The sequence below is a fragment of the Stenotrophomonas sp. 93052_Sma genome, assembly GCF_056481145.1.
Genome location: NZ_CM151134.1, coordinates 2,783,317 through 2,797,706 on the forward strand (window position 1 = coordinate 2,783,317; position 14,390 = coordinate 2,797,706).

7 protein-coding genes and 3 pseudogenes are annotated in these 14,390 nt (G+C 67.7%); 2 read left to right on the top strand and 8 right to left on the bottom strand.

Annotation, left to right across the window (positions count from 1 at the left end):
• Positions 1-55: 55 nt before the first annotated feature.
• Both ACZK2V_RS13025 and ACZK2V_RS13030 read left to right on the top strand, forming a co-directional pair.
• Positions 56-2,374 (top strand): TonB-dependent receptor, encoded by a 2,319-nt coding sequence (locus ACZK2V_RS13025; RefSeq protein ID WP_486322453.1) that lies wholly within the window; start codon positions 56-58, stop codon positions 2,372-2,374.
• A gap of 21 nt (positions 2,375-2,395) precedes the next feature.
• Positions 2,396-3,853 carry an esterase-like activity of phytase family protein gene (locus ACZK2V_RS13030; RefSeq protein WP_486322454.1) on the top strand — a complete coding sequence of 486 codons (1,458 nt, stop codon included), beginning with the start codon at positions 2,396-2,398 and terminating at the stop codon, positions 3,851-3,853.
• A 209-nt stretch (positions 3,854-4,062) separates the two neighbouring features.
• On the opposite strand, the gene ACZK2V_RS13035 is transcribed toward ACZK2V_RS13030, so the two are convergent.
• The 8 genes and pseudogenes from ACZK2V_RS13035 to ACZK2V_RS13070 form a co-directional block, all read right to left on the bottom strand.
• Positions 4,063-4,509, bottom strand: coding sequence for an REP-associated tyrosine transposase (locus ACZK2V_RS13035; protein ID WP_049423040.1), 447 nt, complete (start codon positions 4,507-4,509; stop codon positions 4,063-4,065).
• Positions 4,510-4,788: 279 nt separating this feature from the next.
• Positions 4,789-5,547, bottom strand: a complete 759-nt coding sequence (locus ACZK2V_RS13040; protein ID WP_486322455.1) for a 2,3-dihydro-2,3-dihydroxybenzoate dehydrogenase — start codon at positions 5,545-5,547, stop codon at positions 4,789-4,791.
• Positions 5,538-9,424 (bottom strand): annotated as a pseudogene (locus tag ACZK2V_RS13045) (amino acid adenylation domain-containing protein). The gene ACZK2V_RS13040 and the pseudogene ACZK2V_RS13045 overlap by 10 nt, the downstream one beginning before the upstream one ends.
• Entirely contained in the window at positions 9,421-9,678 is a 258-nt protein-coding gene (locus ACZK2V_RS13050; RefSeq protein ID WP_049401311.1) for a phosphopantetheine-binding protein, read from the bottom strand. Before ACZK2V_RS13050 ends, ACZK2V_RS13045 begins: the two are co-directional and overlap by 4 nt.
• On the bottom strand, positions 9,678-10,310 hold the full coding sequence (locus ACZK2V_RS13055) for an isochorismatase family protein (protein WP_032129987.1): 633 nt from the start codon (positions 10,308-10,310) through the stop codon (positions 9,678-9,680). Before ACZK2V_RS13055 ends, ACZK2V_RS13050 begins: the two co-directional genes overlap by 1 nt.
• Positions 10,310-11,960 (bottom strand): annotated as a pseudogene (locus ACZK2V_RS13060) ((2,3-dihydroxybenzoyl)adenylate synthase). Before ACZK2V_RS13060 ends, ACZK2V_RS13055 begins: the two are co-directional and overlap by 1 nt.
• On the bottom strand, positions 11,957-13,150 hold the full coding sequence (locus ACZK2V_RS13065) for an isochorismate synthase (protein WP_486322456.1): 1,194 nt from the start codon (positions 13,148-13,150) through the stop codon (positions 11,957-11,959). The pseudogene ACZK2V_RS13060 and the gene ACZK2V_RS13065 overlap by 4 nt, the downstream one beginning before the upstream one ends.
• Positions 13,147-14,344 (bottom strand): annotated as a pseudogene (locus ACZK2V_RS13070) (MFS transporter). Before ACZK2V_RS13070 ends, ACZK2V_RS13065 begins: the two are co-directional and overlap by 4 nt.
• Positions 14,345-14,390 lie beyond the last annotated feature (46 nt).

The following is a 14,390-nucleotide window of genomic DNA, read 5'->3' on the forward strand; positions in this document are numbered from 1 at the left end:
ACTCCATGAGCTCCGCGCCCCTGCGGTGGCTCGTGCCTGCCTGAGTGTCCGTAACATGACGAAGACTTTGTTGGCCGCTGCGCTGTCGATCGCGCTCGCTCCCGCGGCCTGGGCGCAGGATGCTGCCCCGACCTCCACTGGCACGTCCGCCACCGATCTCGATGCGGTTTCGGTGATCGGCAGCGGTGAAGCGCGCCAGGTGCAGCGCATCACCCGCGAGAACCTCGACATCCTGCCGCCGGGCACCAGCCTGCAGAAGACGCTCAATCTACTGCCGGGCGTCAACGCGCAGTCGGCCGATGCGCTGGGCACCAACGAGCAGTCGATGACCCTCAGCCTGCGCGGCTTCAACTCCACCCGTCTCGGTTACACGCTCGACGGCGTGCCGCTGGGCGATGGCGCGTACAACAACTACAACGGCCTGACCATCAACCGTGCGCTGATCAGCGAGAACATGGCCGGCGCGGAACTGGCGGTGGGCATCGGCAGCCTCGGCACGCCGTCCACCAGCAACCTCGGCGGCACCATCTCGTATACCTCTGACCGCCCAGCCCAGGAGTTGGGTGGCCGCGTGGTGCAGACCTTCGGCAGCGATGCCAACCGCCGCACCTTCGTGCGCGTGGACAGCGGCGAGTACAACGGCTTCTCCGGCTACGTTTCCGGCATGAATGCCGTCTCCGATCTGTGGAACGACCAGACCGCCTACAACAAATCCACCACCAAGCAGTTCAACGCCAAGGGCGTGTGGAACTTTGGCCGCGGCCAGATCACCGGTTTCGTCGATACCTCGCGCACCACCCAGGCGGACTACTTCTACCTGTCCAAGGACGAGATGTCGCGCGGCCTGGGCTGGGACTGGGGCGGCTACGCGCCGGACTGGAACAAGGCCGTGGCCAAGGCCTACTGCAACACCGCCAGCTTCAACGCGAAGAAGTGCGACAGCAGCGGCCCGGACAAGGATGCCGATGGTGCCTTCACCGCCGGGCAGATCCTGCGCGACGATAACCTGTACTACCTGGCCGGCGACTTCTTCCTGGCCGATGGCTTCAGCCTCCGCGCCCTGGCCTACCACCACGACGACCGCGGCGAAGGCCACAACTGGAACAGCGGCGCGTGGTCGAACAAGGGCACCGCGCAGGAGATTCCGATCATCTTCCGCAACACCATCTATACCATCGACCGCGACGGCGGCACGCTGTCCTTCGACTGGGAACTGGGCGCGCACCGCATCGAAGGCGGCGTCTGGTATGAGCGCAACACCAGCAGCGCCGAGCGCTACCAGACCGCCGTGGACGGCCCGCGTGACCTGAGCGGCATGAACACCCTGCCCTCCGATGTGGGCGTGTTCGCCCAGCGCACCCGCTGGAAGACCCACCAGTTCTTCCTGAAGGACACCTGGCGCCTGCTCGATGATCGCCTGACCCTGGAGTTCGGCGCCAAGAGCCCGCATGCCACCTCCGATGCACAGGCACTGCCGGGCGACGCGAAGACGCCGATCTCGCCGACCTCGAACAACCAGTTCGCCACCGGTTCGTTGAAGGCCAGCAAGAACTTCCTGCCCAGCATCGGCGCAAACTTCCGCCTGGCCGAGCACCACGAAATCTTCGCCAGCTACGCCGAGAACATCGCCATGTTCCAGGGCGGCTTCAAGCTGGGCCCGCAGGCGGTCAGCCAGGCGACCTGGAATGCGCAGGGCAACCTGAAACCGGAGGAGTCACGCTCAGTCGAAGCCGGCTACCGCTTCGTCACCGATACTCTGCAGGCCTCGATCGCGGCCTACAGCGTGCGCTTCGACAACCGCCTGCTGCAGTACAACCCCTGCGATTCGCGGCAACCGGTCGGCCCGACCTGCGGCAACCGCTTCTACAACGTCGGCGGCGTCGACAGCCGCGGTGCCGAGCTGACCGTGCTGTGGACCCCGAACGAGCACTTCAGCTGGTACACCTCGGCCTCGCTGAACCGTTCGACCTATGCCTCCAATTACGTGCAGGCCGGTGTCGAGCAGCAGATCAAGGGCAGGATCCAGACCGACACGCCCAAGCAGCTGCTGGCCACCGAGATCACCTGGCGCGACAACGGCTGGTTCGCCAGCCTGCGTGGCAAGTACACCGGCGAGCGCTTCTACACCTACACCAACGACCAGGGCTTCGGCGGCTTCACCGTGTTCGACCTCGCCGGTGGCTATGACTTCGGCGAGGTCGGCTTCGCCAAGGGCATGCGCCTGTCGTTCAACGTGACCAACCTGACCAACAAGCGCTACGCCAGCAACCTGGATTCGAGCGTGTTCGCGCCCAGCGACCCGGCCGGCAAGCTGTACGTGTTCCATGCCTCGGCACCGCGCCAGGTGTTCGGTACGATCGACCTTCGCTTCTGATCGACCGCCCGGAGTCCGCCGATGTTCGCGACCGCCCTGCTGCTGGCCACCCTCTCCGCCAGCGGATACTCCGCTCCGCATGAGGCAACGGGTGCACCACCGCGCACCCTGCAGCTGGGCGGTCGTACCTATGTGGACAAGGGCCTGGTCGCTGCCGGACGGTTGCCCGCGAGCACGGTGGACTTCCTCGGCGATACGCTGGGCTCGTTTTCGTCGCTGGCGGTGCAGCCCGGCACCTGGAAGCGCACCGCCAGCGGCTACGAAGGCGTGCTCTGGACCCTGCCCGACCGCGGTCGTAATGATCCCGAGGCCGGCCTGTTCTACGACTACGCCGGTCGCGTGGAGCGCATGCAACTGCGCATCGACGTTACCCCGGGCAAGCCTGCGCTTGGCACGCTGAGCATGGTGCCCGACAAGGGCGTGGTACTTAAGGATTTCAAGGGGCAGCCGTTTACCGGTGCCGACCCGGGTGAGCACACGATCACCCAGCGCGATGTGGTGCTGCCCTCACCGGCCAGCGGCGCAGGCGCGGGCAAGGTCTCGCTGGATGCGGAGTCGCTGCAGTTCACCGCCGATGGCCACTTCTACATCGGCGATGAGTACACCGCCAACGTCTACTACTTCGATGCACAGGGCCAGCTGCAGGGCGTGATCGTGGCGCCGCCGGCGATCCGTCCGCAGCGCGATGGCAAGCCCGCCTTCGGTTCGCTGGCGGCGCCGCAGACTGGGCGCCGCAACAACCAGGGCGTGGAAGGCATGGGCCTGTCCCCCGACGGTACCCGCCTGTTCGTGGCCCTTCAGAGCGCGACGCTGCAGGACAGCGCAAAAGGCAACGCGGCCGGGCGCATCAACACCCGCGTGCTGGTCTACGACGTGACGGCCTCGCCGACGCCGCAGCAACCGATCGGCCATTACGTGATGGCCCTGCCCGCCTATGCACACGACGGCAAGGGCAAGCTGGACCGTACCGCCGCGCAGAGCGAGCTGCGTGCACTGGATGCCCACCGCTTCCTGCTGCTGGCCCGCGATGGCAACGGTCTGGGCAAGGACGGCGATGACCCGATCGTCTACAAGTCGGTGCTGCTGGTGGATGTGGCCGATGCCAGCAACCTGGCAGGAAGCGCCTATGAAACCGGCACCGCCTCGGTGCTGGCTGATGCGGCGGACACCTCGTTGGAGGCAGGGATCGTGCCCGCACGCAGCGATGAACTGATGAACCTGCTCGACCGCCCGCAGCTCGCGCGTGCCGGCCTTGACCTGGACACCAAGCGCGGCCCGCATGCCGGGCTGCTCTCGGAAAAGTGGGAAGCCATGGACGTACTGCCAGCGCTGGACCCGCAGCATCCGAACGACGTGTTGTTGCTGATCGGCAACGACAACGACTTCATCGCCCGCCGCTGCCGCATGCAGGGCCAATCCTGCGACAGCGCGTACGACAACGACAACCGCATTCTGGTCTACCGACTGACCCTACCCTGACTGCAACGGGTTGTGCCGGCCGCTGGCCGGCAACCGCCATGTTCGAACCCCTGGTAGTGCCGGCCGCTGGCCGGCATCACGCCCATATCGACCACGCATGCGGATACTCGCCAACCTGCGGGGCAATACTGGCGCGTACCGGGTTCGCCAAGATGTACAGCGCCTGCTCAGCCCTCACCGTAACCGGTAGTGCCGGCCGCTGGCCGGCATCACGTCCAGGCCGACCACGCATGCGGATACTCGCCAATCTGCCGGGCAATACCGGCGCGTACCGGATTCCCCAGGATGTACAGCGCTTGCCGCGCCAGCGACTCCTCGGCCCTCACGGCATGATCGAAGTAGCCTGGCTGCCACACCGTACTTCGACGACCCACCAGGCGATTCAGGGCAAGCGCGCTCGACGACTTCATTCGGCGCGCAATGTCTGGAAGATGAGCTGCACGCAGCTCGAACATCCAGTGGACATGATCCGGCATGACGACCCATGCGAGTGACTGTACGAGCCCGCGCTGTTCGATGTAATGAAGCTGGTCGATTACACATGCCACTGCAGCTTCGCTTTCAAAGAGCCGGCGGCGCTGATGTGTGGTCGTTGTCAGAACGTAGACCTGACCGACAATGGAACGCCGGCCCAGGCGGAGGCGATGGCTGCTCATGCCCCATGGTGGAGCGATCATTGCGCGTTGAACGTCAGGCCATGCCTCGATGGATGTTCGGAGATGTCTGAAGTTGAATAAGGTTGCCGGCCAGCGGCCGGCACTACCGGAGACTATGGATTGCCGGCCGGCGACCGGCACTACCGGGGCTGTGGGTTGCCGGCCAGCGGCCGGCACTACCGGAGACTATGGATTGCCGGCCGGCGACCGGCACTACCGGGGCTGTGGGTTGCCGGCCAGCGGCCGGCACTACCATTGCCGGCAGGCCGCCGTCGGGGCTCAGCCGCGCAGGGTGGCGCCGCCGTCGACGTACAGGTCGCTCATCGCCACATGCCCGGCCTGCTCGGAGAGCAGGAACATCACCGAATGGGCGATGTCTTCCGGGGTGGCCAGTTTGCGCAGCGGGATGCCGGCCTTGTACGTCTCCAGGTTGCCGGCGATAACTCGCTCTGCGCCATGCTCGTCCTGCCACATGCCGGTCTGCATCGAGGTCAGCGTTGAACCCGGGGCGACGATATTGCAGCGGATGCCCAGCGGCGCCAGTTCCAACCCGAGGCAGCGGCTGAACATCGTGGCGGCTGCCTTGGACGCGGCGTAGGCCGCCATGCCGTGCCGCGGCACGCCGGCGGCATTCGAACTGACGGTGACGATCGCGCCCTGACCCCGCGGTGACATCACCCGCGCCAGCGCACGGCCAACATGGAACACGCCATCGGTATTGACCGCGAACACCCGGCGCCAATCGGCATCCGCGGTCTCCGCAACAGCTCCCACATGCAGAACACCCGCCACGCTTGCGGCGAGACAGATCGGCCCAATGCTGGCTTCCACACGATCCACCAGTGCGTCCACCGCTACGCTGTCGGTCACATCGAGCGCAAGCGCCTGCACACGTGCATCCACTACCACGGGCGCCTCACGGTCGGTTGCCACGACCGTGCAGCCAGCCTCGGCCAACAGCCGTACCAGGGCCTCGCCGATGCCACCGGCGGCGCCGGTCACCAGTGCCACGCGACCTTCAAAGCCGGTCAACTGCATGTTGCGATCTCCTCTTGCTCATCCCAGTGGCGCAGGCGCGCCGACAACCACGGTGCCAGCTGCGCCACCGCATCGCGGCCGGTCAGCTCGGCATGCAGGAACGGCAGTTCCAGCGCCTGCACCTTGCGTGCGTGCGCGCCACAACGCCGACTGCAGCTGCGGCCGCGCCTGGTGGTCCCGCCCCGCGCGCACGTGCACCAGCGTGCCGTCGAACGGACGGTGGATGTGTTCGCGGATCAGCCGGTTGGTGCCAGTCACTGCGCGCACCACGCCATCAAGCACCACGTCCGGCAGGCTGCCGAGCGCACTACCACCGCGACGCAGGAAGCCGAGAATGCGTTCACGGCTGTCCAGCTCCGGATGCGCCTCCGGGTCATGGCCTGCAATCGCCAGCAGCGCACGCAATGCGGCGATGGCATCGGGTTCCGGCTCAGCCCGCCAGCATTCGCTGGGGTAGGCGTCGAGCAGCACCAGTTCACCGACTTCACGCCCGATTTCATGCAGACGCACCGCCATCGCCTGGGCGAGGATGCCGCCCACCGACCAGCCCAGCAGATGCACCGGTCCCTTCGGTTGCAGCGTGACCACCCGCTGCACATAGTCATTGGCCATGGCTTCGATGCTGGATGGCAACGGCTGCTTCGGATCCAGCGCGGGCGACTGCAGGCCATATACCGGGCGTGCCGGCTGCAGGGCGCGCCAGCGTCCGGTAGTTCCAGGCGATGCCACCGGCCGGGTGCAGCACGAACAACGGAATGGGTCCGTCAGCATCAGTGGCAGCCAGCGAGATCACCGGCCCCAATGCGTGGTCGGCCAGTGCCGGCGGTTCGGCAATGCGCGTCGCCAATGCGGCCACGGTCGGCTGCGCGAACAAGGCACCGAGGCCGAGGTCACAGCGCCAGCGTTGTTCGATCGCCAGCAGCAGGTGCACCGCCGACAGCGAGTCACCGCCGAGACTGAAGAAGTCCGCATCCACCGCCACCGGCGCCTCACGCCCAAGCGCCTGTGCGAACAGCAATGCCAGTTCCTGCTCCAGCGGCGTGCGCGGTGCCAGTCCGGCAATCTCGTTCTGCGGCGGCTTCGGCAAGGCGTTGCGGTCGAGCTTGCCGTTCGCGGTCACCGGCCAGTGATCCACACCGACAAACGCCGAGGGCACCATGTAGTCCGGCACGCGCGTGGCCAGATGGCTGCGCAGCATCACGGCATCGGCAAGCGCCGCTGGCACATAGGCCACCAGCCGCGCGTCGCCCGGCGTGTCCTGGCGCAGCAGCACTTCCACGCGCTCCATGCCCGGCAGCTCGCGCAGCGCCGCCTCGATCTCGCCCAGCTCGATGCGCAGGCCGCGCAGCTTCACCTGGTGGTCGCTGCGGCCGAGGTATTCGACCGCACCATCGGCGCGCCAGCGCGCCACGTCGCCGGTGCGGTAGATGCGCTCGCCTGGAAGGAAGGGATCGGCCAGGAAACGTTCGGCGGTCAGGTCATCGCGGCCAAGATAGCCACGCGCCAGCTGCACCCCTCCCAGATACAGGTCGCCCGGCACACCGACCGGCAGCGGCTGCATCCGCGCATCCAGCACGTACAGGCGGGTGTTCCAGACCGGGAAGCCGATCGGTACCGGCCGTGAGCGGTCCTGCGCCGAGGCCGGCCAGTAGCTCACGTCCACGGCCGCTTCGGTCGGGCCATACAGGTTGTGCAGTTCGGCCTGCATGCGCCCATGGAAACGATCACGCAGCGATGCGTCCAGCGCTTCGCCACTGGTGAACACGCGGCGCAGCTGCAGGCCTTCGGAGGCTGGTGCGGCGAGGAACGCGTCGAGCATCGACGGCACGAAATGCGCGGTGGTGATGGCATGCGCACGGATCAGCCGCGCCAGCTCGGTCGGATCGCGATGCGCGTCCGGGCCCGCCACCACCAGCGTCGCGCCGCACAGCAGCGGCAGGAAGAATTCCCAGACCGAAACATCGAAGGTCGCCGGGGTCTTCTGCAGAACACGGTCATCGGAACGGATGCCGTAGTGCTCGCGCATCCACAGCAGGCGATTGACGATGGCACGGTGCTCGATGACCACGCCCTTCGGCTCGCCGGTCGAACCGGAGGTATAGATCACATAGGCTGCATCGCTGGGCGCCGGATCGGCCCACGGTGCTGCGAAACTCAGCGCGGTCCATTGGTCGGGGGCAAGCACCGGCACGCCGTCCATGCGCGCCGATACCTCTGCCGCAGCCAGTACGCACGCCGGCTGCGCCGAGGAGAGAATGCGCGCGAGGCGCTCATCGGGATGGGCAAGGTCCAGCGGCAGGTAGGCGGCACCCGCACGCAGCACCGCCACCAGCGCGATCACCAGTTCCAGCGAGCGCGGCAATGCCACCGCCACCACACTGCCCGGACCGACCGCCATCGCGCGCAGTTGTGCCGCCAGCGCGAAACTCCGCGCTTCCAGCGTTGCGTAGTCCAGCGTGGTGTCGCCGGACACCAGCGCAGGCGCGTGCGGATCACGGTCCATGCCCTGCTGCAGCAGTTCAACCAACGTAGTCTGTGGCAGCGCATGCGCGGTGGCATTGAAACCATGCACCACCTGCTGCGCTTCTGCGACGGTGGCCAGCGGCACCGCCGCGATGTCTCCGGCCTCCAGCGCCGCCGATACGAAATGCAGCAACCGGGTCGCGTGCGCCTCGACATCCTCCCGACTGTACAACGCGGGATTGGCTTCGATCTCCAGGTCCAGCAGGTGCTGGCCATCGCCACGGAAACCCAGCGTCAGATCATCCACCGGACCGGTGCACAGCACCTCCAGCGTCGCCCGCACGCCAGTCACCGCCAGCGGCTTGTAGAACGGCTGCACATTCACCAGCGGACCGTGCAGCCGCTGCTGTGCGCCCACCAGACCAAGGTCACGGCGCAACTGCTCGCCGCGATAGCGGCCATGCTTGCGACCCTGGCTGAGCTGCCGCCCCAGGCCGCGGGTATAGGCCTCGACGCTGCCCTCGCCAGCCGCCACGCGCAGCGGCAGCACATTCATCACCATCGCCGGCACCCGCGCCGATGCGTTGCCGAGCCGCCCCATGTAGGGCACCCCCAGCACCACTTCATCGGCGGCGCTCATCCGCCGCAGGTACTCGGCCGACAACGCGGCCAGCACATCCGGCCAGGGCTGCAGCCAACGCACCGATGCCTGCAGCAGCTGCTCACGGAATGCAGCATCGAGCGGCTGCACCCAGCGCAGCGCGTCGTCACTGGCCGCGAGCGTACCGGCCAGGCCCGCGCCCGCCGGCGCGCCCTGCATCTGCTCGCGCCACCACTGCCCCGCCTGCGTGCGACGCGGGTCGGCACGATAGGCGGCATCATCGGCCAGCACGCCCGCCAGTCCCGGCAGTGCCTCACCCGCACGACCGGCATACAAGGCACATACGCGATCAGTGAACAGCGCCATGCCATAGCCATCGGCTGCAAGGTGATGCACACGCAGATACCAGACCCAGCGCTGCCCACCCAGATCAAACAACACCTGCTGGCTTATGCGGTCGCGGGTCGGATCGACCGCGCTGAGCCGGTCGGCCTGCATCAGGGCACGCGCCGCCGATGCCGGGTCTGTCTCGCCGGATAGATCGCGCACCGACAGCAGCGGCACATGTGCCGGGTCATGCCACTGCAGCGGCTGGCCGTCGGCCCCTTCGGCAAAGCGCAGTGCGAAGGCCTGGGCTTCGCCCGCTGCCTGGTCTGCCGCGGCGACGAACGCGGCCTCGTCCAGCGCACCCTCGATCCACACGGCATGCGCGGTATTGAACGACGGATTCTCCGGTGCCAGCCGCTGCGCGAACCACAGTCCGGCCTGGGCCTCGGTCAGTGCCACCGGCGTGGCCAGCACAGCGACGTTCATGCGTTCTGCGCGGCCTGCAGCTTCTGCACCACACCCCACCACTGGCGCAGCGTGGTGTGTTCGGCCAACTGCGAGAACTCCAGCGGCAACCCGGTGTTGCCCCAGGCCAGGACCAGGCCGAGCATGCGCATCGAGTCCAGGTCCAGGTCGATCAGGTTGTCGTCGTCACCGATCTCGGCCGGCGTGCACTCCAGCACGCGCGCAACGTCGGTACGCATCCGCTCCAGATCCAGCGCATCACCCGTGGCAGCCATCACAGCACCTCCAGCAACTGATCGGTGGTCATCGGCACGCCACAGGTGCGTGCGATCCAGTGCAGCGCCTGATCGTGATCGGCACGCGAAAAGTCCGCCACCGCATCGGCGGCGATGAAGGCCTCGATGTCACGCTGGAACGCCTCCACCACGGTCGCAGTGCAGCCGATATGCGCGTACACACCGGTCACCAGCAGCTGGTCGCGGCCACGCACCCGCATCAGCGTCTCCAGATTGCTGCGCTGGAACGCGCTGTAGCGGTGCTTCACCAGCACGTGCTCACCCGGCTGCGGTGCCAGCGCCTCGATGATCGGTTCATGGTCGGCGCTGCGGCGCATTCCGGGCCCCCACAGATCGGCCTGCAGGCCACGGTCACGGCGATCCTGGTCGCCATGCTGGGCGGTGTAGAACACGGGAATGCCGTGCGCGCGGCAATGCGCCAGCAGGCGCACGATATTGTCCACCGCCGGCCGCAGCGGCGTACTACCGGCGTCGAATGCCGCCAGGAAGTAGCGCTGCATGTCATGCACCAGCAGCGCAATACGATCACGCTGCGGGCGCCACGGGCCACGGGCCTGCGGCAGTTCGGCGGCGGTCGGCAAGGGGTAATCGGTGATACGGGGCAGCGCCATCAGCGCGTTCCTCCTGTCTGTTGCAGATGACGCGCACGCAGCTGCGCGCGCAGTTCGCGGCGGCTGATCTTGCCGACCGCGGTGGTATCGAAACTGTCGACGAACACGACCTGGTCCGGCACCTTGAACGCCGCCAGGCCGCGCGTACGCATCCAGGCCTTCAGTGCCGGCGCCTTGATCGGCTCCCCCTGCTGGATCACGAACGCGCAGCTGCGCTCACCGAGATACTCGTCAGGAATGGAGACCACGGCGGCGTCGAACACGCCGGGGTGGGCCAGCAGGTGATCTTCAATCTCCTCGGCGGAGATCTTCTCGCCCGCGCGGTTGATGTGGTCACCGGCACGGCCCTGCACCACCAGATAGCCGCCGGGCAACTGCTGCACGCGGTCACCGGTGCGGTAGAACCCATCGTCGGTGAACGAGCGCGCGTTGGCCACCGCATCGTTGTGGTAACCACGGATGGTGTACGGGCCGCGGGTCAGCAGATGACCCACTTCACCCTCAGCCACCGGCTGGTCGTGGTCATCGACCACGCGCACTTCGTCGTCCGGGCTGATCGGCCGGCCCTGGCAGGCCACGATCAGTTCCTCCGGATCATCCAGGCGGGTGTAGTTGACCAGGCCTTCGGCCATGCCGAACACCTGCTGCAGGGTACAGCCCAGGCCGTCGATCACCCGCCGCGCAGCTTCCGGCACCAGCTTGGCGCCGCCCACCTGCAGCACCTGCAGGCTGGACAAGTCATGCTTGCTCGTAGCCGCTGCCTGCGCCCACAGCAGCGCCAGCGGCGGCACCAGGCCACAGCAGGTCACGCGCTCGCGGGCGATCAGCGGGAAGGCCGCATCCGGGCCGGGGCCGGGGCTGAGCACCACGCGGGCACCGGCATACAGCGCGCCGAAGAAACCGGGCGAGCTCATCGGGAAATTGTGCGCGGCCGGCAGCGCGACCAGATACACGCTGTCGCGGTCGATACCGCAGATGTCATTGCTGGCGCGGAACGAATAGATGTAGTCGTCGTGGGTACGCGGAATCAGCTTGGACAACCCGGTACTGCCACCGGAGATCTGCAGGAACGCCACCGACTGCGGATCCGGATCGGCCGGCAGCTGGCTGCGGTCGCCCTGCAGCGACTCCAGCGCGGTGAACTCCGCTGCATCGCCATCGATGACCACGTGGCGCAGCGCCGGCACCTCGGCCTGCAGCGCCCGCGCCAGCCCGCGATGATCAAAGCCATCGTGCAGGTCGGCAGTGATGTAGGCACTGGCCTCGGCCTTGTTGGCGAAGTGCACCAGTTCGGTGATGCGATGCGCCGGCAACGCATATACCGGCACCAGACCCGCACGGAACAGTCCGCATACGGTGGTGATGAATCCGGCGGTGTTGCCCAGCTGCACCAGCACCCGCTCACCGGGCTGCAGGCCGAGTGCCAGCAGTCCGGAACCGATGCGACCGGCTTCGTGCCACAGCTGCGCGTAGCTCAGGCGGACATCGCCGGCGACCACCGCGATGTCATCCGCATAGCGTTCCGCGCTCGCGCAGGAACGCCGGGAAGGTCTCGCCCCGCCAGTGGCCGGCCTCACGATAGCGCGCCATCAGCTCATCAGGCCACACCTGCTGCAGTGGCAGGCGGGAGGAATCAATGGAGGTAGTCATGCGGCAGGCTCGATGGCGGGCGCGGATTCATGGACACCCAGCGCGTTCAACAGGGCAGCGAACTTCGCCGCGGTTTCGGCCACCTCGGCCTCGGGTTCCGATTCGGCGACGATGCCGGCACCGGCATACAGGCGCAGCTGCGTGCCCTGCAGGCGTGCGCAGCGGATCGCCACGTACCAGTCGCCGTCACCCTGCGCATCCAGCCAACCCACGGCGCCGGCGTAGAAGCCGCGCGGCACCGGTTCCAGTTCGCGGATGCGCTGCAGTGCCGCCAGCCGCGGCGTACCGCAGACCGCCGGCGTGGGGTGCAGCTGTGCCAGCAGTTCGGCGGCAGACGTCTGCGGATCCTTCAGGGTGGCATGGATGCGGGTGCCCAGGTGCCACATACTGGCGGTGGCATGCAGCACCGGCCGTGGCTGTGCATCGATGTGGCTGCAGTACGGTGCCAGGCCCTCGACGATGGCGTCCACCACATGGCGATGCTCGTCATGGTCCTTGGTCGAGGCCAGCAGCGCCTGCGCGGCACGCTCGTCCTCGGCAGCATCGGCGCTGCGGCGTGCTGAACCGGCGAGTGGATGCGACAGCAGTTCGGCACCGCGCTTGCGCAGCAGCAGTTCCGGGGTTGCCCCCACCAGCCACGCCGGCGCCTGGCCCAGCTCCACCGGCAACGGCACCGCGTAGGTCGCCACCGACGGATCCGCGCCCAGGCGTGCCAGCAGCACGTCCGGCGACAGCGCCTGGCGGGTGCGTGCCAACAGGCTGCGCGCCAGCACCACCTTGTGCAGGTTCTGCTCGGGCGCACGCAGGACCTGCACCGCCGCGGCAACCGCTGACGCATAGTCCTGTGGCGCAGGCTCGGCCCGCAGGGCGCCGTCCAGCGGCGGTGCGGCCTGCGGTTGCAATGCCAGCGCAGGCAACAGGCGCTCGGGCTGGTACAACGCATCGTCCGCACGCGGTTCGAACGGCACCGCGCCAACCAACAGGCCCGGACCACCGCGCTGCTGGGCAAAGAACTCCGAAACGCGCTCTGCCAGCGTCGCCAGTGCACCGGCCGGCAGCGCGGCGCGGCAGCCACGTGCGTGCACGTGCTGGCCGGCATGCTGCAGCAGGAACAACGACGCGTCGTCGGTGCTTTCCGGCGCAGCCGGCGCAGCCTCCGGCCACGCGCCCTGCATCAGGGAATCGTTCATGAGGTCTCCTTCATCCGATACGCGGCGGCCAGCGCGCACAGCAACAGCAGCAGCGCGCCCACCAGCAGGTAAGGCAGGCTGGGCCCACCGCGATACAACAACGTGCCGAGCATCGGCCCGGCCACCATGCCCAGCCCCTGCGCGGCAGCAACGGTGCCGGCGGCAGCACCCTGCTCGTTTGCTTCCACCGCGTCGGCAGCCAGCGCCTGGAACGAGGGGAATACGAAACCCATGCCGAACGCGGCCAGCGCGTACGCCGTCGGCAACTGCCAGGCCTGCTGCACGCCAGCCACCGAAGCGAAGCCGATGCCGGAAATGAGTGCGCCGAGGACGATCCAGCGGCGTGGATGTACCTCCAGCTTCATCACCAGCGCCTGCGCCAGGATCAGGCCGACGCCAACCGCTGTGAGTGCAATGCCGGCCATGCGCGCCGCCCGCCGCTGCATCCAGGCCGAGGCGGTCGATTGCGAAGAAGCCGACCGTGACCTGCGCGATGGTCACCGAGATCATGGCGATGAACGCCGCCAGCTGTGGCAGGCGCAGGCGCGGGTCGAGACGGCTCATCGGCTGGCGGCGTTGCGCAGAAGCGCTCTCCACCGGCGGTGTGGCCGGCAACCGCCACGCCAGCAATGCCAGCGCAAGCAGCGGCAACAATGCGGCCACATACAGCGCCAGCGACAGATTCGTATAGGCCAGCCAGCCAGCGGCGGCCGGGCCAAGCACCATGCCCAGCGCGTTGGCGCTGCCCAGGCGAGCGAGGAATTTCGCACGCTGCCCGGTCGGTGCCTTGTCGGCGATCAGCGCGGCAGCGGTAGGAGGCACCGCGGCGTAGAACAGGCCGATCAGGCCACGCGCACCGACCAGCACGAGCACCGATACCAACACAGGCGGCACCGCCTGCAGGGCCACGTCGATGAACACCGCCAGCGCGATGTAGACCACGGTGTAGGCACTCATCGCCAGCATCAGCACGCGCTTGCGGCCGATGCGGTCGCTGAGCTGGCCCCACGGGCGCGCGGCCAGCATCCACAACACACCGGCGGCGGTGACCGAGAGGCCGGCATGCCACTCGGACAAACCGAGCATGCGGACCACCGGGCCGATCACGGCGACGAAGGACATCATCGCCATGGTGCCGATCAGGGCAGCCAACACCAGCGCCGGCAAGCCGGGAACGACGGGACGTGCGTGCATGAAACACCAGCCGTAACAGGAAAGGATGGCCGGGCGCGCCTGTACG